The organism is Rhodococcus sp. BUPNP1, assembly GCF_002215235.1.
In the GTDB taxonomy this organism is placed as follows: domain Bacteria; phylum Actinomycetota; class Actinomycetes; order Mycobacteriales; family Mycobacteriaceae; genus Rhodococcus.
In genome coordinates this window covers 69,990-89,064 of the sequence record NZ_NERM01000004.1, presented here as the reverse complement: position 1 = coordinate 89,064, position 19,075 = coordinate 69,990, and the positions used below count along the sequence as shown (strand labels likewise).

Annotated in this window: 15 protein-coding genes; 3 read left to right on the top strand and 12 right to left on the bottom strand. The window is 67.2% G+C overall.

The features are described 5' to 3' along the window. Positions 1-19: 19 nt before the first annotated feature. From gatB to B9C99_RS05310, 6 genes are all read right to left on the bottom strand, one after another. On the bottom strand, positions 20-1,528 hold the full coding sequence (gene gatB, locus B9C99_RS05335) for an Asp-tRNA(Asn)/Glu-tRNA(Gln) amidotransferase subunit GatB (RefSeq protein WP_088897180.1): 1,509 nt from the start codon (positions 1,526-1,528) through the stop codon (positions 20-22). A 42-nt stretch (positions 1,529-1,570) separates the two neighbouring features. Continuing rightward, entirely contained in the window at positions 1,571-2,599 is a 1,029-nt protein-coding gene (locus B9C99_RS05330; RefSeq protein WP_019288390.1) for a 6-phosphofructokinase, read from the bottom strand. Positions 2,600-2,652: 53 nt separating this feature from the next. After that, a complete protein-coding gene (locus B9C99_RS05325) occupies positions 2,653-3,858 on the bottom strand; it encodes a DUF4041 domain-containing protein (protein ID WP_088897179.1) in 1,206 nt (401 codons plus the stop codon). Further along, positions 3,855-5,123: a hypothetical protein gene (locus B9C99_RS26085; protein WP_143543544.1), complete on the bottom strand. Its 1,269-nt coding sequence runs from the start codon at positions 5,121-5,123 to the stop codon at positions 3,855-3,857. The genes B9C99_RS05325 and B9C99_RS26085 overlap by 4 nt, the downstream gene beginning before the upstream one ends. A gap of 96 nt (positions 5,124-5,219) precedes the next feature. Then, positions 5,220-5,897 (bottom strand): response regulator transcription factor, encoded by a 678-nt coding sequence (locus B9C99_RS05315; protein WP_088897177.1) that lies wholly within the window; start codon positions 5,895-5,897, stop codon positions 5,220-5,222. A gap of 11 nt (positions 5,898-5,908) precedes the next feature. Next, a complete protein-coding gene (locus B9C99_RS05310) occupies positions 5,909-7,108 on the bottom strand; it encodes a sensor histidine kinase (protein WP_088897176.1) in 1,200 nt (399 codons plus the stop codon). Between the two features lie 134 nt (positions 7,109-7,242). On the opposite strand from B9C99_RS05310, the gene B9C99_RS05305 reads away from it, so the two are divergent. Both B9C99_RS05305 and B9C99_RS05300 read left to right on the top strand, forming a co-directional pair. Further along, on the top strand, positions 7,243-7,854 hold the full coding sequence (locus tag B9C99_RS05305) for a hypothetical protein (protein WP_016691185.1): 612 nt from the start codon (positions 7,243-7,245) through the stop codon (positions 7,852-7,854). Next, the gene (locus B9C99_RS05300; RefSeq protein ID WP_088897175.1) at positions 7,851-9,134 is read left to right on the top strand and encodes an alpha/beta-hydrolase family protein; all 1,284 of its coding nucleotides are present in this window, start codon (positions 7,851-7,853) and stop codon (positions 9,132-9,134) included. The genes B9C99_RS05305 and B9C99_RS05300 overlap by 4 nt, the downstream gene beginning before the upstream one ends. Before the next feature lie 84 nt (positions 9,135-9,218). Here the strand turns inward: B9C99_RS05300 and gatA are convergent, their stop codons facing one another. Both gatA and gatC read right to left on the bottom strand, forming a co-directional pair. After that, positions 9,219-10,694 carry an Asp-tRNA(Asn)/Glu-tRNA(Gln) amidotransferase subunit GatA gene (gene gatA, locus B9C99_RS05295; protein WP_088897174.1) on the bottom strand — a complete coding sequence of 492 codons (1,476 nt, stop codon included), beginning with the start codon at positions 10,692-10,694 and terminating at the stop codon, positions 9,219-9,221. Continuing rightward, on the bottom strand, positions 10,691-10,990 hold the full coding sequence (gene gatC, locus B9C99_RS05290; RefSeq protein WP_006554549.1) for an Asp-tRNA(Asn)/Glu-tRNA(Gln) amidotransferase subunit GatC: 300 nt from the start codon (positions 10,988-10,990) through the stop codon (positions 10,691-10,693). The genes gatA and gatC overlap by 4 nt, the downstream gene beginning before the upstream one ends. Positions 10,991-11,356: 366 nt before the next feature. On the opposite strand from gatC, the gene B9C99_RS05285 reads away from it, so the two are divergent. Beyond that, positions 11,357-12,007, top strand: a complete 651-nt coding sequence (locus B9C99_RS05285) for an amino acid-binding protein (RefSeq protein WP_088897173.1) — start codon at positions 11,357-11,359, stop codon at positions 12,005-12,007. A gap of 23 nt (positions 12,008-12,030) precedes the next feature. On the opposite strand, the gene B9C99_RS05280 is transcribed toward B9C99_RS05285, so the two are convergent. The 4 genes from B9C99_RS05280 to B9C99_RS05265 all read right to left on the bottom strand — a co-directional run bounded on the left by B9C99_RS05280 (position 12,031) and on the right by B9C99_RS05265 (position 19,051). Further along, complete coding sequence (locus B9C99_RS05280) at positions 12,031-14,481, bottom strand: LuxR C-terminal-related transcriptional regulator (protein WP_232622080.1); 2,451 nt, start codon at positions 14,479-14,481, stop codon at positions 12,031-12,033. Positions 14,482-14,740: 259 nt separating this feature from the next. Next, positions 14,741-16,120 (bottom strand): glutamate decarboxylase, encoded by a 1,380-nt coding sequence (locus B9C99_RS05275; protein ID WP_229565124.1) that lies wholly within the window; start codon positions 16,118-16,120, stop codon positions 14,741-14,743. A gap of 66 nt (positions 16,121-16,186) precedes the next feature. Then, positions 16,187-18,172 carry a YhgE/Pip domain-containing protein gene (locus tag B9C99_RS05270; protein ID WP_088897171.1) on the bottom strand — a complete coding sequence of 662 codons (1,986 nt, stop codon included), beginning with the start codon at positions 18,170-18,172 and terminating at the stop codon, positions 16,187-16,189. A gap of 3 nt (positions 18,173-18,175) precedes the next feature. Continuing rightward, positions 18,176-19,051, bottom strand: a complete 876-nt coding sequence (locus tag B9C99_RS05265; RefSeq protein ID WP_088897170.1) for a hypothetical protein — start codon at positions 19,049-19,051, stop codon at positions 18,176-18,178. Positions 19,052-19,075 lie beyond the last annotated feature (24 nt).

Genomic DNA, 19,075 nt, shown 5'->3' with positions numbered 1-19,075 from the left:
CTACTCTAGCCGCGCAAGATCAACTGCACGCGGCGATGACGAGTTCCTTCACGCGCGCCGGATCGGCCTGTCCGCGAGTGGCCTTCATGACGTCGCCGACGATCTTGCCGGCCGCCTGGACCTTGCCGGAGCGGATCTTGTCGGCGATGTCGGGGTTGGCGGCCAGAGCGGCGTCGACCGCGGCCTGCAGCGCCGAATCGTCGCGCACGACCTCGAGACCACGCGCGGCGACCACTTCGTCGGGCTCGCCCTCACCGGCGAGCACACCGTCGACGACCTGACGGGCCAGCTTGTTCGTCAGCTTGCCGTCGGCCACCAGCGCGATGACGCGAGCGACCTGCTCGGGTGTGATGGGCAGTTCGACGAGTTCGACACCGCGGGTGTTGGCCTGCTGGGCCAGGTAGGCGACCCACCACGAGCGGGCCTCCGAGGCGGGAGCGCCGGCCTCGGTGGTCGCGATGACGAGATCGAGCGCACCGGCGTTGACGAGGTCGCGCATCTCCTCGTCGGAGACACCCCAGTCGGCCTGGATGCGGGCGCGACGCAGCCACGGCAGCTCGGGCAGCGTCGCGCGCAGCTCCTCGACCCAGGCGGCGTCGGGCGCGATCGGCTCGAGGTCGGGCTCCGGGAAGTACCGGTAGTCCTCGGCGGTTTCCTTGCGGCGACCGGGCGAGGTGGTGCCGTCGGCCTCCTGGAAGTGCCGGGTCTCCTGGATCACCTCACCACCGGAGACCAGCACGGCAGCCTGGCGCCGCATCTCGTAGCGGACCGCGACCTCGACGGACTTGAGGGAGTTGACGTTCTTCGTCTCGGTGCGGGTACCGAACTCCTTCGCGCCGATGGGCATCAGCGAGATGTTCGCGTCGCACCGCATCGAGCCCTGGTCCATGCGGACGTCGGAGACGTCGAGGGCCTTGAGCAGGTCGCGCAGGGCGGTGACGTAGGCGCGGGCGACCTCGGGGGCACGCTCGCCGGCACCGACGATCGGCTTGGTGACGATCTCGACGAGCGGAACCCCGGCACGGTTGTAGTCGAGCAGCGAGTGGCTCGCACCGTGGATGCGACCGGTGGCGCCACCGACGTGCAGCGACTTGCCGGTGTCCTCCTCCATGTGCGCGCGCTCGATGTCGACCCGCCAGGTGGTGCCGTCGTCGAGCACGACGTCGAGATATCCGTCGGTGGCGATCGGCTCGTCGTACTGCGAGATCTGGTAGTTCTTCGGCTGATCGGGGTAGAAGTAGTTCTTCCGCGCGAAGCGACCCCACGGGGTGATCGAGCAGTTCAGCGCGAGGCCGATGCGGATCGCGGACTCGACCGCGGCCTGGTTGACGACGGGCAGTGCCCCCGGCAGACCGAGGCAGACCGGGCACACCTGCGTGTTGGGCTCGGCGCCGAAAGCCGTCGGGCAGCCGCAGAACATCTTGGTGGCGGTGTGCAGCTCGACGTGCACCTCCATGCCCATCACGGGCTCGAACTTCGCGAGCACGTCGTCGTAGGCGAGCAGGTCAGCGGACACGGAGGCAGTCATGGTGTCGATTTTAGACGGCGCCGACAGTGCCGCCGCGCGGCCTCACCCGAATAGGATCCGCATCTCCTGATAGCGCTCGTCGGGCACGTACTTCGGTTCGGCGAGCTCGTCGAAATCGACCCGGGCGATGTCGGTGCCGTGCAGCGCGACCATGTGCCCCCAGTCCTCCTCGGCGACGAGATCGGTCACCGCCATACCCAGTCGCGTGGCGAGTACCCGGTCGAATGCCGTGGGGACACCGCCCCGTTGGATGTGGCCGAGCACCGTCGCGCGGGCCTCGACACCGGTGTGCTTCTCGATGAGCGGCGCGAGCACCTCCGCGATCCCGCCGAGGCGCGGCCGGTCGAATCCATCGAGTCCCTTGGTGGAGTACGCCTCCTCCATCTCGGGGAGCGTGAAGCCCTCCGCGACGACGACCATCGGCGAACGTCCGCGGTTGCGGACACTCGTCACCCACTCGCAGATCTGTTCGAGGCTCTCGGGGTGCTCGGGGATGAGGATGGCGTGTGCGCCGCCGGCGGTACCGGCGTGCAGCGCGATCCATCCGGCGTGCCGGCCCATGACCTCGAGCACCATGCAGCGTTTGTGGGAGTTGCCGGTGGTCCGGAGGCGGTCGATCGCCACCGTCGCGATCTCGACGGCCGTGTCGAAACCGAAGGTGTAGTCGGTGTGGCTGAGGTCGTTGTCGATCGTCTTCGGCACACCGACGATGCGGATCCCTTCACCGAACAGTCGCTTCGAGGCGGCAGCGGTGCCCTCGCCCCCGATGGCGATCACGGCGTCGATCCCGAGGCGGTCGAGGGTCTTCTGGATGTTCTGCGCCCCACCGTCGGGTCCCTGGTACGGACCGAACCGGCTCGTACCGAGGATCGTGCCACCCTGTTGGGCGAGACCGCGAACACGGCTGCGGTCCAACGGGATCACATCGCCCTCGACGAGACCGCGCCAGCCGTCGAGGAATCCGACGAACTCCTGTCCGTGGACCTCGGTCCCCTTGAGCACCGCACCGCGGATGACCGCGTTGAGACCGGGGCAGTCCCCGCCACTGGTGAGAATTCCGATCCTCGTCATCCATACCTCCATGGACTCGACTTCGTGCCGGTGCCAATCCTGCCTTTCGAGAGCTAGGACCGCAGTGGAGACTCGGGCCAATATCGCACGGATTGGAAGTACTGGGTTGCTTCGGGTTCGGTGGTGTACTCGAGCAGGTTACCGACCTTGGTCGCGAGTACATCGCGGACTTGTTCCGGGCTCGCGAAGAAGAACTCGCGGCGCACATTCGCATGGTTGACCCGGTACTTCGAGAACTCCTTGTGGAGTTCGTTCTCCAACGCGACGGCATCGTCCGAGAAGTACAGAGCGTGTACATCGAACGGAAACGGTACCGAGGCACCGCTCAGTTCTCGGATTCTGTCGATGGGGTCGAGCCGACGCGTGAGTCCGATCTTGACGACGTTTCGTCCGAAAGCACCGATGTTCGAGATCACGTACACATAGCCGGCCCGGATATTCGCCGCGCGGTAGTCGTTGTCGGCTATCGCTGCGTCCAGCCGGGCGATCTCTCGCTCGGCATCGGCACGCTGGGCCGGATCCTGGATGCGAGCAAGCACGTTTCGATAGTGTTCCCGCTCCTTGTCGAGTTCCTGCCTCCTGCGAGCGAGTTCCTGCTCGACCTTGCGTTCTTCGCGAAGTCGTTCGCGCTCTTCTCGTGCGGCCTCGCGTTCCTCGCTGAGTCTCATCTGATGGTCGGCCGTCAGTTCGATCTCGGTGATGCGGAGACGGTGATATGCCGGGTCGATCCGCATCTGCATCGAGGCGCCCAACTTCTCGATATCGGTAGCGGCCTTGTCCAGGCGCTTGATCGCGGTCTGCAGATTCCCCGCCCGGATCGCGCGGACACAGTTCTCGGCCTCTGCGTTGTATGCGCGCAGCATCAACTTGCCGAGATCACGAGTGAGGCGACGGCCTTCTGCGAGGGAATTGTTGAAGCTGAACTGTTTGCCCACCTCGATGGCACGACCGTCTGTGATCGACGACCGGATCTCGTCCCGCAGATCCTTCAATCGCTCCTGGTAGGCAGCGGCGTTCTCCAATGGGTGGTGATATTCGTAGAGACCGACCTCCTGAAGCACGAGGGCGTCTTCGACGGTGATCAACCGATCGTCCGAGGGAAGATCCCTTCCGACCGGTGCGCCTTGTGGTGGGGAAATGGGCCGCGCCGACAATTGAGCGGTCAACTCCGCCACCCGGTCGACGAGTTCGGCCGCCTCCCGCTCCTTGGCGATCAACGTGCGACGGAGAGCAGTGATCGTTTCCTGAGCGTCGGTCATCCTCGAACTCCTGTCCCGGCCAAGGGCACCAGCCCGTACGGATTCTTCGACACTGCGGCAGACAGATGCTTCAACGTCTGGGCGGGCTCCACGCGTGACAGATCCAGAGCCATGAACGTTTCTCGGTCCACAGCCAATTGCAGGAGTGCCACTGTGGCATCACGCCCGGTAGCGGGGTCCACGGCATCCGCCACAACGGTGAGCGACACGGCGTCGATCACGGCTTCACGGTCTGCCTCGACCACTTCGTGTGCGGTTCGCAGCGCCACTTGATTCACCGCGTTGTTGTACCGCCGCTTCAGGTCGGTCGCGGAGAGCGGAGTCCGAACGATCTCGTCGCTCGCCTTCACATATCGAACCGATTTGGTGGACGGAAACTCCTCAGGTGCAGGAACGGCAACCGAAACCTTCAGTTCCCGATCCTCGGAGTTGTAGCTGTACTCGTGCACTACGTCGAAGCATTCGGGATAAGCCGAATTCGCCAGAACGATACCGACGTACTCCTCCAGCGCGGCAGGTTCGCGACGGCGCAACCCGGCGATCAATCTGTCGAGTTTCTCGTTGGCAACCTCCACATCGCGTAGACGGCGTTCTTCTGCGGCCTCGTGCACGCGCATCGACTGTTCGAGCCGCCGGTAGCGTTCGCGTTCGTAGGTGCGCCAGCGGTCACGTAGAACTGCGTTCTGTCGGAATGTCTCCTGGAAGGCATCCCACCAGCCACGCATGTGCTCCCTGTGGACTTCTGCAGCCGCGGAGAGTTCAGCGTTGTATCGGCGATTTCCTCCCAACGCGGCGCCGAGTCCCGACGGCTTGCTCGGCGGCACGAAGCGCGGTTGATCGGGTAGTGCGAAGTACTGAGGTTGCTGCGTGGGCGTCTGCAATTCGCCCGGAGGGTGAAAGCTTCGCCTTTCGACCGACTGTTTCAGCGCTTCGAGATCGACCCAATCGTCCACGTCGAGGGTGGCTGCCAGCAAGTCCTCGATGTCCTGGAGTTGCGTGGCGATCAGTGCGTTCTCCTGGGCTGCCTCCGCCTCTCGCTGCGCTACGTATGCGGCCTTCGCTTCCTTCTCCAACCTGGCACGATCGGCAGCTGCCGCACGCTGTGCTGCTGCCTCGGCGCGTTCTCGCTCACGTGCGGCTCGTTGCATGGCAGCAACGGTCCGGTTGTGCTCCCGGACTGCTGCCCTCTGCTGTTGCGCTTGTCGCTGCGCAGCCAGCCGCTGTTGATGCTGGAGTTCGGCGAAGAACCCACGTCGTCGTGCCATACCTCTTGATACACCACAAGATCGACGACGAATCCTGACAGGCACACCTACATCATCGAGTCTTCACTCCATGTCGACCGACCTGTATCGATGTCTCTAGCCGGGTGTGACGAGACCGGACTCGTAGGCGAGCACCACGGCCTGTGCCCGGTCGCGCAGGTGCAGTTTTGCGAGAACCTTGCCGACGTGGGTCTTCACGGTCTGCTCGGCGACGAACAATCGTTCTGCGATCTCGGTGTTCGACAGGCCGTGCGCGATCAGTTCGAGCACCTCGCGTTCGCGTGGGGTGAGCGGATCGAGGACGCGGTCGCGCCCTCTTGCCGGCCGGCGTCGGCTGGTGACGTCGGCGATCAGGCGGCGGGTGACGGTCGGCGCGAGCAGTGCCTGACCATCGGCGACCACCCTCACGGCTCGCACGAGTTCGTCGGCGGGGGCGTCCTTGAGCAGAAACCCGCTCGCTCCCATCCCGAGCGCTTCGTAGACGTAGTCGTCGAGGTCGAAGGTGGTGAGCATGAGCACCTTCGACCGCGGCTCACGGGTGTCGGCAAGGATGTGCCGCGCCGCGTCGAGGCCGTTCATCTCGGGCATGCGCACGTCCATGAGGACGACGTCGGGCCGCAGTCGCGCGACCTCCGAGACGGCCGCTCGACCGTCGGGGGCATCGCCGACGACGCTGATGTCGGGCTGGGCTCCGAGCAGCGCTCCGAAGCCTTGCCGGACCATGGCCTGGTCGTCGGCGATGAACACGGTGATGGGAGGGTGCGGTTCGGTCATCGGCACCCACCTTAGGCCCCGGTCAGCACCGGGAGAACCGCTCGGACCTCGAAACCGCCGCCGGGGCGGGGATGGGCGACGAGCTGCCCGCCCACGACGGACGCGCGTTCGACCATGCCGAGGATTCCGTTGCCGCCGCTGCGGTCCGACGGCCGAACGGTGGTGTCGACCTGACCGGCCGAGGCCGGCCCGTTGGTCACCTCCACCGTGACGCTCGCCGGCTCCCACTGCAGCCGTGCGCACACGCGGGCACCGGGTGCGTGCCGGGCCGCGTTCGCCAGGGACTCCTGCAGGATCCGGTAGACGGTGAGTCCGACACCGTCGGAGACAGGTGTGGGGACGCCGACCGTCTCCGTCTCGAGCGTCATACCGGCTCGGCGGGACGACTCGAACAGTTCGCCGATGCGGTCGATGCCGGGCTGCGGTTCGTGTTCGGGGAGTTGCCCGTCGCTGCGGAGCACGCCGAGCAGGGTGCGGACCTCGTTCAGCGCTTCCCGTGCGGTCGCACCGAGGGCGTCGAATTCGGCGCGCACGTCGTCGTTCACGTCCGGAAGCCGATAGGGAGCGCTCTGCGCCTGGACGACGATCATCGACATGTGGTGGGCGACGATGTCGTGCAGGTCGCGTGCGATGTGCGCCTTCTCCTCGAGGATGGCGCGACGCGCACGTTCGAGCTCGCTGACCTCCTCCTCCTGGGCGAGTTGCCGTCGGGAGATCAGCAGCCAGCGCACCAGCAACCCGAAGACGACGACGGCGGTGATGCCGATGCCCCATCCCCAGCCGTTGCGGCCGGGAACGAATGCCGCGAACAACAGGACGGTCGCGATCCACACGACCAGCACGAGGCGGATCTCCTCGCGGATCGCAACGGCGAACACCAGCGCGAGCATCACCAGGATGTGCACGACCTGCCACGGATAGTCGTAGCCGGGAACGAGGTCGAACGCTATCGGGATGACGAGTCCGGCCGCCGCGGCCACCGCCCACCCGAGAGCCGGCCGGACGAGCACGAAAAGGAACGGGAACACCGCCATCCCCGAGATCAGCGGCAACAGCGGCGGGGAGATGTCGTGGGTCAGGGGCAGCGTCGGCCACGCGATCGCATAGAGGATCAACGTCACGGTGACCACGGTGACGACGCTCCACCGTCCCCGTCCCAGGCGTCCCGCGGTTCTCACGCCGGACTTCGCAAGCTCTTTCACCTCACCCACGCTAGGAGCCCCGGTCTCGACTGTCCTCATACCTGAGGGTGAGATCCGCCTGGCTCTGCAGGTGGTGTCGGCCTCCGCGAGATCGCTCCGTCGCGGGGTCCGGTGCAGGGCTGTGCGTTCCTAGCGTCGCCGGCATGACAGTGAAATCCGCAGCGGTCCGAGTCGCGTCGGTCGTCTTCCTCGCCACCGCAGCATATGCCGCTGTGCCGGGGGCGCTCGCCCGTTCCGCCTCGACCACGACGGAGGACGCCGCGGCCGCGGCGACGGTGACGGCGCTCGTCGCCGACGACCCTGAGCGAGCGCTGTCGTCCCTGCCGGCCGATTTCGCCGCCGTGATGGGGTACGCGCCGATCGTCGAGCAGTGGGCGGACGGGACGACCGTCCTCGCCGATCCGGAGGGCGACTGCTCCACCCCGGTGCCGCTGCCGGCAGCGTTCGAATCGGCATGCCGGGTGCACGATCTCGGGTACGACCTCCTGCGGTACGCCCACACCACCGGCGGCGAGCTGGGCACCGATGCCCGGCGCGACCTCGACGGGTTGTTCGCGCGACATCTCGACACCGTCTGCCGTTCCGAACCCGAGATCACGTCGTGCACGCCGGTCGCAGGGATCTCTTCTGCAGCAGTGCAATTCAACTCGTGGCGACAGGGTCACCGGACGCCTGTCGCGGAATCGCCGTGGGCCTTGGCCGTCGCTGCGGGGTCGGTAGCCCTGGGTTTCACGGCACGAAAGGTGCGGCGATGACGGTCCTCATGGTGGTTCTCGCGACGGTGATCTCCCTCGCCCCTCCCCTGCTGCCGCGGCAGTCGGTCGTGCAGGGTGTCGTCACAGGTTTGTTCGTCGTGATCGCGCTGACGGTGCTCCGTCTCGTCGTGGTCGCGCGACGGCGGACCGGGCGACCTCCACGGCCCGCGAGGCCGGAACTGCGTGTGCCGGTCGCGCTCGTCGGCGGGTCCGTCGTGCTGATCGCGGCGGCCGGTGCACATCGGTGGCAGAACGGTCTGCGGGAGGCGATGTCGGTCCCCGCTGTGGATGTGCGCTGGTGGCTCGAGGCACTGGCGGTCGCGATCGTGGTGGTCGCGGCGCTGCTCGCCGTTCCGCGCCTCGTGCATCTCCTGTCGCGACGCGGGGTAGCAATGGCCGTCGCCGCGACGCTGGGGATCGGCGTCACGGTCGGGATCGGCACCGCCACGGTGGCCTCCTCACCCGGAGGAACGATCGACACGGTCGCCTCCCCCACCGCGCTCTCGGCGGGATTGTCGGGGGGCGCGGGATCGGCGGTGGCGTGGAACCGGTTGGGCCGCGAGGGGCAGAAGTTCGTGTCCCTGCCTGCCGAGGGGTCACCGATCCGGATCTACGTGCCGTTGTCGGCCGCACCGGATCCGTCTGCGCGCGCCGAGTTCGCGGTGGACGAACTCCGCCGGGCGAGAGCCTTCGATCGACCGCATCTCGTGGTGGCCGAGCCGACCGGTTCGGGCTGGGTCGATGCCGCTGCGGTCCGCGGTTTCGAGAACCGGTGGGGTGACGACGTCGCCATCGTCGCCCAGCAGTACTCGGACATGCCGAGCTGGGCGACCTTCGTCCTCGACCGCGGTGCCGCGGAGGAGGAGGCCCGCGCCCTGGTCACCGCACTGCGAGCGCACCTGTCCACGCTGCCCGACGAGCGACGCCCCGCTCTGCACGTCTACGGGCAGTCCCTGGGCGCGACCGGCGCGAGCGCCGTCTTCGACGACGAACCGGAGCCGTGTGCACTGTTCCTCGCGGGGCCACCCGCGGGGGTCCGCACCGACGGTGCGAGTGTCCGGGCGAACACCTCCGACCCTGTCGTGTGGTGGCAGCCGTCGCTGCTGTGGTCGCCACCGGATCTGTCGCATGCGCGCGCCGATGCCCCCACCCCACCGTGGCTGCCGCTGGTGTCGTTCGTGAACACGACGGTCGACCTGCTCACCTCGCTCGAGGCGGCACCCGGTCACGGCCATCGCTACGGCGACGACCAGGCGCGGTGCACCTCCGCCGACGGGTAGATCGCGCCCACACGGATCGGCGCCCGGATACACCGCGACCCGCCGGCCGACGAACGGCACGACGGGTCGCGGTGTGGGAAGGGATCAGGCGACGATGGGTCCTCGTGCCGCCTCGAAGGCCGCACCCACCCGGTACAGACGCTCGTCGGCGAGAGCCGGGGCCATGATCTGCAGGCCGACGGGGAGACCGTCGTCCGCCGAGAGGCCGGACGGCACGGACATCGCGCAGTGCCCCGCGAGGTTGGTCGGGAGCGTGCACAGATCGGACAGGTACATCGCGAGCGGATCGTCGACCTTCTCGCCGAGCTTCCACGGCGTGAACGGGCTCGTGGGCGAGACGAGCACGTCGACCTGCTCGTAGGCCTTGTCGAAGTCCTGCGCGATGAGGGTCCGGACCTTGAGGGCCTGACCGTAGTAGGCCTCGTAGTAGCCGGAGGACAGCGCGTAGGTGCCGATCATGATGCGGCGCTTGACCTCCTTGCCGAAACCGGCGGCGCGGGTCGCGGCCATGACCTGCTCGGCGCTCATCGTGCCGTCGTCGACGCGCATGCCGTACCGCATCGCGTCGAAGCGGGCCAGGTTGGAGGAGACCTCCGACGGCAGGATCAGATAGTACGAGGCGAGTGCGTATTCGAAGTGCGGGCACGAGACCTCGACGACCTCCGCGCCGAGCTTCGTGAGCGTCTCGACGGCGGCATCGAACGACGAGAGCACGCCGGGCTGGTAGCTGTCGGAGTGCAGCTCCTTGACGACGCCGACCTTCAGGCCCTTCAGGTCGCCGGCCGCACCCTGGCGCGCCGCCTCCACGACGGGACGCACGGCGGCGTTCACCGACGTCGAGTCGCGCGGGTCGTGCCCGGCGATGACCTCGTGCAGCAGTGCCGTGTCGAGGACGGTGCGGCCGCAGGGGCCACCCTGGTCGAGCGACGACGCGCAGGCGACCAGGCCGTACCGCGAGACCGTGCCGTAGGTGGGCTTGGTGCCGACGGTGGCGGTGACGGCGGCGGGCTGGCGGATCGAGCCACCGGTATCGGTGCCGATCGCGAGCGGTGCCTGGTACGACGCGAGCGCCGCAGCGGAACCGCCACCGGAGCCACCCGGGATGCGGCTGGTGTCCCACGGGTTGCGGGTGGGGCCGTATGCCGAGTTCTCGGTGGACGACCCCATCGCGAACTCGTCCATGTTGGTCTTGCCGAGGATGGGGATGCCGGCCTCGCGCAGCTTCGTGGTGAGCGTCGCGTCGTAGGGCGAGACCCAACCCTCGAGGATCTTCGAACCGCACGTGGTGGGCATGTCCGTGGTGGTGAACACGTCCTTGAGCGCGAGCGGCACACCGGCGAGCGCCGAAGCCGGCTTCTCGCCCGCGGCGACGGCCCGGTCGACCTCGGCCGCGGCGGCGAGCGCCTGCTCGGATGCGACGTGCAGGAAGGCGTTGTACTCGCCGTCGACCTCGGCGATGCGATCGAGGTGGGCCTGGGTGACCTCCACCGAGGACAGCTCGCCGGCGTGGATCTTCGACGCCAGGGTCGCGGCGTCGAGGCGTGTCGTATCCGTGCTCATTCGCCCTCTCCCAGGATCTGCGGGACCGAGAAGCGGTCCTCCTCGACGGCCGGCGCACCGGAGAGCGCCTGCTCGGGCGTGAGACCGGGGACGACGACGTCGGGTCGCGTCACGTTGGTGACGGCGTTCGGGTTCGCCATGGGAGCCACATCGTCCGCGGCCACCTCCGACACCGCCTTGACGTGGTTGAGGATCGAATCCAACTGACCGGCGAACTCGTCGAGTTCGGCATCGGTCAGCGCAAGCCGGGACAACCGGGCGAGATGCGCGACCTCGTCACGGGAGATGGCAGGCACCGTGAATGGCCCCTTTCCGATGGTGAGTGAACGTCCTGTCCAGGGTAATGCGTCCTGGAAGCGACGGCGCACGCGGTTCGGTGACATCACTCGTCGCCCGGTCGGCGTCGCGTCCACCCGCCGATGTTGCGAGCTTCGCAACGCTGTGTTGCGTTCGTGTGACATGCCCCGTCGCGACCGGGGATTTTCGGTGGGGTCGGCATATTTTCGGGTCTGCACCGTCCCTGACGCCGTCGACGAGGTGCAAGGATGTGGTCTGCCAGAGGTCGACACGGGCCCCTGGGCCGGCATGCGGATGCCGGCGCACCACGTGCCGTCGACGCGGCGTTCGTCGACGGCACGAAACCGACTGGGGAAAGGACTCACGTGTCGTACCTCTTGCGTGTCAGGCTCCCCGATCGTCCCGGTAGCCTCGGCTCGCTCGCCCTGGCGCTCGGTTCGGTCGGCGCCGACATCCTGTCGCTCGACGTCGTCGAACGCGGCACGGACTTCGCGATCGACGATCTCGTCGTCGACGTCGAACCGGGCAAGCTCCCCGACACGCTCCTCACCGCGGCCGAGGCACTGCCCGGTGTGACGGTCGACTCCATCCGGCCCTACGCCGGAATCCTCGACACCCATCGCGAACTCGAACTGATCGATCACGTCGCCGCCGCCCGCGACGACCGCATCCAGATCCTCGTCGACGGCGCTCCCCGGGTGCTCCGGGTGGGTTGGGCGACCGTGCTCGGGGTCGGCCCGAACGGCATCTTCCGCATCGCGGGGAGCCCCGGTTCGCCGGAGACCCACCTCAACGGCGTGCCCTGGATGCCGCTCGCCGAGGCCACCCTGCTCGACCACGACGGTGAGTGGGTGCCGCAACTCTGGCGCGACATGGACACGATGCTCGCGGCCGCACCCCTCGGCTCGCCCGAACGCGTCCTCGTCCTCGGCCGTCCCGGCGGACCGGAGTTCCGTCCCTCCGAGATCGCACGCGTCGGTTACTTCGCGGGCATCGTCGGCACCGTCCTCCGGTAGTCCCCGACGCTCGGACGCAGGCCTCAGCCGACGACGAGCCTCTGTGCCTGCGCGATCGCTTCCTCCCGTGAATGCACGCCCAGTTTCCTGTAGAGGGAACGCAACTGGGTCTTGACGGTGTTGAGGGTGACGAACTGTTCCTTGGCGATCGTGCTCGCCGTGCCACCGGCGAGCAATGCGTCGAGGACCGCGCGCTCGCGCGGGGTCAGTCGTACGACGACACGGATCTCGCGGAAGATGCCGTACTCGGCCATCGCCGAGTCGAGATCGATCGGCAGTTCGACACCCAGGGACAGGATGTCGCGCACGGCCGACGGGGGGACACCGACGAACGGCCGCGTCACTCCGGCATGTTCCGCCAGCACCACGGCCCGCTGGAGATGCCGTCGCGCGTCGGTGCGGCGACCGAGTCGCAGCGCCGCCACCGATCCGATCAGGGCGAGTTCCGCACCGACGGCCGGACAGTGCTCACGGGCGGCGTCCCCGCGGTGCACGATCACCTCGGCACCTCCGGGATCGCCGCCGAGCAGACGCAATCGCGCACGGGCCGGAGCCGTGAGGGGGTGCGTCGAGCCGTCGAGCAACTCGCGCGCCGCGCGGGCCTCGCCGAGCGCGAGGTGCAGATCGGCACGCGCGGCATCGACCAGCACCGCGGAGATACCGGTGAGGCGATGGGAGAAGTGCTGCAATTCCGAATCGATGTACAGGAGGCCGTCGGCAGGCACACCGCTCAACAGCGCCAGTCGTCCCCGCACGTACATGACGGCCGCCCACAGCTCCTCCGTGTGGCGGGGCGTGCCGAGTTCGGAGAGCGCACGGAAGGCCGTGCCGGTGTCGAGCCGATCGAGTGCCACGAGCGCGGTGGCCGCCAGACCCGCCGTACGGACGAGGGCCTCGGCCTCTCCCAGGATCGGTGGATGCCGGCGTTCCTCCTCGATCCACCGGGTCGCCTCGTGGGTCCGGCCCCGGAGCGCTTCGAGGAGCGCGAGTTTGCCTGCGGCCTCCCGCTCGACGAACACACCGCGACCCGCCGTGTGGGCATGGCGCAGCATCGTTCCGGCGTCGGTGGTGCGTCCGCCGAGGAGGTAGACGGTGCCGAAGTTGAGGTATTTCAGCCCGTGGGCGTGCCGGGTCGTGCTGTCCAGCGTCTCGAAATCCGGCACGGGTTCGGTGGCGAGGCCGTCGCACACCTCCATCGCCTCGTCGTAGGCACCCTGCATCCGCAGACTTCCGAGGCGGAGGACCGTCTCGAAGGATTGCGGGAAGGACCACTCCCCCGGCTCTTCCGACTCGTTCCGGGCCCGGGTGATCGTCCGCAGCGACGCGACGGTGCGATCGTCGGTCGCCATGTCGTCGGGGAGCAACTCGAGCAGCACGATCCCCAGGGCGCGGAGCGATCCGCTCCCGTACAGTGCCACCCAGTTCTTCTCGACGATGTCGATCGCGCATCGCCAGTCGCGCCGCTCCACGGCATGTTCGAGGGCGATGTCCGGACGCGAGCGCTGCAACCAGTAGTCGATGAGAGCCGACCGCGCATCCCACAACTCCTCCGGGTATTCCGCGCCACCGACCCGCAGGAGTGATCTGCGGACGACTTCGGGATAGCACCAGGCGGGCTCGCCGTCCGCCGAGTCCTCGTCCGTCGAACAGGCCTCGATCAGTCCCGACTCGGCCAGCGCGGAGAGAAAGGCCTCGCCGTCGTCGATGTGCGGCAGGGCCGAGATCGACGACTCCGTCACCATGTTCGGTGCGGCGGAGACGAGGACCGAACGGGAGGACAGTGCCAGAGAGGGATCCGCAGCCACGACGTGCATGACGACGAGATCGACGGCCGAGTCGACGAGGACGTCGAGGGCGTCGGCACCGTGGGCCCGGTGCGGCTTCTCGGCGCGCAGCGTCGCGCACACGGCCGCGACGAAAGCGGCGAATCCTTCGGTGCGGCGGGTGATCCACTCGATGGTGCGTTCGTCCCGTGCGAGTCCGAAGAGGCGGCACAGTGCAGCGGTCTCGTCCACGCTGAACGCGAGGTCGTCGGCGCCCACGATCGTCCTGCGCGGGTGTCCGTCGACATGTTCGGCCCACGACCCCGCAGCCCTGCTGGTCACCACGACCCGCACCTGCTGCCCGATCTGCAGCAACTGCCCGACCCGGTCCTCGATCGCCTCGACCGACCGGACACCGTCGAGCACGAACATCACCGGTCGGGCGTGCCGGACCAGCACCGAACACATCGCGTCGAAGGAGCCTTCCGTCGCAACGGGTTCGTCGAGGCCGAGGGAGTTGCACAGCGACGACGCCACCGTCGCCCAGTACGTCTCGGGTGCGACATCGTGCGCGGGTTCGGGAACCACGACCGGCACCATCTCGGGGCACGGGTCGGTCGCCAGCCACGTGTCGACGAGGGTCGTCTTGCCGGAGAAGGGGCCGCCGAGGATCACGGCGAGTTCGGAATGTGCAGACAGAACGGAGAACAATCGGCGACGAGACAAAGGCAGCGTTCTCGGCACGTCCACTATCCCTTTCGCATCCGGGCAGCATCGTCCCCGAAACGGACTCACAAATATGTGCAAATATTAGCAGCCTGCGGGGGAAATGACGGATTTCACCGGAATTCCGATTACGCGTCGAGAATCACATCGGAGTAATTCCGCACCTCCATTCACACGGTCCACGAACGGATCTCACGCCGGCGGGGGAGAAACTCCGTGAGCTTCTCCCCCGCTGCGACTTCGTTCAGTGTGCGAATGCCTGGTCGGTGTGGCCGCGACCGACACCCTCGCGGAGATATCCGACTACATCGGCGATGTCTTCACCGAGCTTGTGGGCGATGTCCCGGCTGAAGCCCTCGCGAAGCACGATTCGCAGGACCGCGACGTCCTCCGCGTCGGCCGGCATCGTGTAGGCCGGAACCTGGAATCCGCGGGCCCGCAATTCGTGGGAGATGTCGAACACCGTGAAGCCGGGGTCGCCCGTCACCTCGAAGGAGATGACCGGGATGGCGGAGCCGTCCGTGATGATCGCCATGTTCTCGATCTCGGAGATCTGCTTCGACAGCATGAGTGCGGTGTCGCGCAGGGTCTCCATGATCTGCGTGTAGCCGGCGACACCGAGCCGGATGAAGTTGTAGTACTGGCCGATGACCTGGTTACCAGGACGCGAGAAGTTCAGTGTGAACGTCGGCATGTCGCCACCGAGGTAGTTGACCCGGAAGACCAGGTCCTCGGGCAGATGTTCCTTCGAACGCCAGACGACGAAACCGATGCCCGGATAGGTCATGCCGTACTTGTGACCACTGACGTTGATGGACACGACCCGCGGCACACGGAAGTCCCATTCGAGGTCCGGATGGAGGAAGGGCACCACGAAGCCACCGGAGGCGGCGTCGACGTGCAACGGGACGTCGGGACCGCCGGAGGCCGCGAGCTCGTCGAGCGCGGCGGCGATCTCCGCGACGGGCTCGAGTTCACCGGTGAAGGTGGTGCCGAGGATCGCGACGACGCCGATGGTGTTCTCGTCGACCGCGTCACGGACCTGCTCGGGGGTGATGACGTAACGGCCGGGCTCCATCGGCAGGTACTTCGGCTCGACGTCGAAGTAGCGGCAGAACTTCTCCCACACCACCTGCACGTTGCTGCCGAGCACCAGGTTCGGCTTCGACGCGTCCTTGCCGGCGGCCTTGCGGGCCTCACGCCAGCGCCACTTGAGCGCGAGCCCACCGAGCATGACGGCCTCGGACGAACCGATCGTCGAGACACCGGTGGCCGAGGACGGATCGGCCGGATCGAGGTCGTCCGCGTTGAACAGGTCGGCGACCATGTTGACGCAGCGGGTCTCGATCTCCGCCGTGGCGGGGTACTCGTCCTTGTCGATCATGTTCTTGTCGAATGTCTCGGCCATGATTCGGCCCGCCTGCGGATCCATCCACGTGGTGACGAAGGTCGCCAGGTTGAGCCGCGAGCTGCCGTCGAGCATCAGCTCGTCGTGGATGAACTGGTAGGTCGCCTCCGGATCGGTCTCCGACTTGGGAAGCCGCAGAGCAGGAATCGGTTCGGTACCGAGCCTGCCGGTGAAGGCAGGTGCGAGTGTCTCGCCTGGAGCGTCGGACTCTGACATGGTTTCCTCCATTTCCCGCATCGAACACTCGTCGATCCGGTGACATCGGGACATACGGGGCGGTTCTCACACCTCGATCGGCGGGTACAGCCTCTCCATCGTGTAGCGGCGGTTGCGCCGGACCGACAGGGCACTCAGAGTCAACGATACGAGCAGGATTCCGGCCAGGACAGCGATTGCGATCCACAACCGCGAATCGATGTGCCCGGCGACGGTGAGCTGCCGCAGACCGTTGACGGTGTAGGTCATCGGGTCGAACGGATGGATGTACTGGAACGGCTTGGCGGTGGTCGGCACGGGGTAGATACCGCCCGCCGAGACCAGTTGCAGCATCAGGAAGGCCAAGGTCACCACACGGCCGACGGCGACACCGAAGATCGCGTTGAACGCCTGGATCATGGCCAGATACGTCGCGGAGATCAACATCAGGAACAGGATCGTCCCTACCACATGCTTCACGTCCAGTCCGACACCGAAATGGACGACCGTGTACATCACGACCACCTGCAGGATGCCCACCAGCAGCGCCGGCCAGTACGACGCGAGGACCGTACGGTAGGCGCCCAGTCCCGCGACGGTGGGCCGCGACTGCAGCGGGGTGAGCAGCATCCAGGTGATGATGCCGCCGACGAACAGGGCGAGCGACAGGAAGAACGGCGCGAAACCGGTACCGAAGGTGGGCGCCTCGTTGGTGTAGTTCTGTTGCAGTGCAACCGGAGTCGACAACGTCTCGGCGGTGGCGGTGCGCTGTTCGTCCGTCCAGCTCGGCACCTGGGTGGCGCCCTGGCTCAAGGCCTGCGCGAGTTCCTGCGAACCCGATTGCAACTCGACCATGCCCGAGGACAGTTCTCCCGCCCCGTCGGCCAGCTGGAAACTACCGTCGGTGAGTTGGACGAGACCGGAGTTCAACGTGGCGGCACCGGAGCTCAGTTCGTCGACACCGCTGCGGAGTTGGTTCACCTCCGCCGCCAGACCGCCGCTCGACAACGTCGCCAGGGCGCCCTGCAGCGGACTGTTCGGATTACCGAGTTGATATTCGAGTTGTTCGGCGTCGGCCTGCAGACGCACGATCTCTGCGCGCAGGGCGTCGGCATCGGAGGCCGCCTGCTGCGCCGTCAGCGGTGTCAACGCGGTGATCGCCTGCTGCACGACCGGATCGGAACTCCGGTTCAGGATGTCGACGACCTGCTGCACGGCCTGGTTCACCGTCGACTGCGTGGTCTGCGGGACCCGGGATTCGAGAGCGTCGAGCGAGGCCCGCAGCTCCGCCGCCTGCCCCGCGACACCCGAGAGGGCACCACTGTCGAGCGCGCTGAGCAGCGGACCGGTCACGCCGTCGATCGCGGTCGCGAGTTCGTTCGCGCCGGCGGCGAGCTGCGCCGACCCGTCCCGCGCCGTGACCATGTTCGTCGCGAGCTCCTGCGATCCCGAGGCGAGCTGGTCCGCTCCGCTCTTGGCCGTGTCGATGCCGTCGGCAAGTTGCCCGGCACCGTCGGCGGCCTGCTTCAGACCCGAGCCGGCACTCTCGAGACCCGTGAGCACGGTCCCGACACCTTGGGCCCCGATCGTGGAGTTCACCTGCCCGATCACCTGTTCGGACGCATCCTGCCCGATGATCGTCGCGAGATAGTTGTTCGCGTCGTTGAAGGTGAAGACCAGATTCGCCTTCTCCGGGTTGTCACCGTTGGGGGATTCGACCGCTTCGGTGAAATTCTCCGGAATCGTGATGGTGTAGTAGTACTTTCCGTCGGCCAGACCCGAGACGGCATCCTCCTCCGACACCTCTGCCAGATCGAGCTGACCGGATGCGATGAGAGACTTCACGACCTGATCGCCGGCATCGACCTGTTCCCCCGTCGACGAACGTCCGGTGTCGTTGTTGACGATCGCCGCGGGGATCTTGTTCACCGCCCCGAACGGATTCCAGAAGGCCCACAGGTACATGGCGCCGTACAGCAACGGCATGAGGATGATCGTTGCGATCGCGATGCGCGGCATCGTGCCGCGGAAGTATCGCTTCGAGTCGCTACCGAGAGAGACGCCTGCGAGCACTCGTCACTTCCTCTTCGTCAGGACGCCGATGTCACCGGGTCCGAGCAGATCGTGCATGTCCACCACGGCCCGTACCCCGATGCCGGGGTCGACGGGGTTCACGTCGCCGATGATCACCGACTGGTTCTCACCGAGCGCGACGAGCCGGTCGAGAAGCGTGGCGCGTTCGACGTCGTCGGCGATCCGATCGATCCGGCCCACCACCAGCAATGGAGGACGCCGGGTGTTCGCCACCGAGATCCGCAGCAGCAGTTGTTGGAGTTCGGGGAGGTCGTCGACGAACGCCTCGAGCGGTGGCAGCGGTACGTCGCCGAAGATCTCCTCGCACATCTCGGCGACACCGTCCTCACGGACCCGCGGAACGAACTTGTACCACGGGGAATCCCACCGCTTCTGCTCGGTGACGAGGTCGCGCACGGTGACCGAGGGGCGTACCTCGTCGAGCTCGTTCATGCAGGCGATCGCCGACCGCGCGATGATCTTCTGCGGCCTGTCCTCGCCGAGAACCGTCAGCGACCCCCGGGTCAGCCGCATCCGACCGCACAGAGCCATGAGCAACGCGGTCCGCGCGGCACCGGCCTGCGCGGCCAGGACCGTCACTCCCCCGGCGTCGAGATCCAGGTCGAGTGGGCCGAAGACATGCCCCCAGGGCCCGTGGAGTTCGATTCCGCGTGCCGACACGAGCGAGCCCGGGGTCTGCCGGGCAACTGCCTGCTGCACGACCGGAGTGCCGTACGGCGGAGTTTCGAGATCGTCCGGTTCGACTGTGTCCAGCGGTGTTCCGTCGTAGTTTCCGTCCGCGACGAAGGGCTCCTCGAGTTGCTCGTCCGACAACTCGTCCCATGCTTCTGCGTCGCTGTGCTGTCCGTAGTGAGTCACCGACCGTCCTTGCGCCGAACGAGT

Coding starts and splice junctions, on each gene's coding strand:
- B9C99_RS05315 (WP_088897177.1), bottom strand. CDS start 5,897: ATGACCGAACCGCACCCTCCCATCACCGTGTTCATCGCCGACGACCAG.
- B9C99_RS26085 (WP_143543544.1), bottom strand. CDS start 5,123: ATGGCACGACGACGTGGGTTCTTCGCCGAACTCCAGCATCAACAGCGG.
- B9C99_RS05330 (WP_019288390.1), bottom strand. CDS start 2,599: ATGACGAGGATCGGAATTCTCACCAGTGGCGGGGACTGCCCCGGTCTC.
- gatB (WP_088897180.1), bottom strand. CDS start 1,528: ATGACTGCCTCCGTGTCCGCTGACCTGCTCGCCTACGACGACGTGCTC.
- B9C99_RS05300 (WP_088897175.1), top strand. CDS start 7,851: ATGACGGTCCTCATGGTGGTTCTCGCGACGGTGATCTCCCTCGCCCCT.
- B9C99_RS05325 (WP_088897179.1), bottom strand. CDS start 3,858: ATGACCGACGCTCAGGAAACGATCACTGCTCTCCGTCGCACGTTGATC.
- B9C99_RS05305 (WP_016691185.1), top strand. CDS start 7,243: ATGACAGTGAAATCCGCAGCGGTCCGAGTCGCGTCGGTCGTCTTCCTC.
- B9C99_RS05275 (WP_229565124.1), bottom strand. CDS start 16,120: ATGTCAGAGTCCGACGCTCCAGGCGAGACACTCGCACCTGCCTTCACC.
- gatA (WP_088897174.1), bottom strand. CDS start 10,694: ATGAGCACGGATACGACACGCCTCGACGCCGCGACCCTGGCGTCGAAG.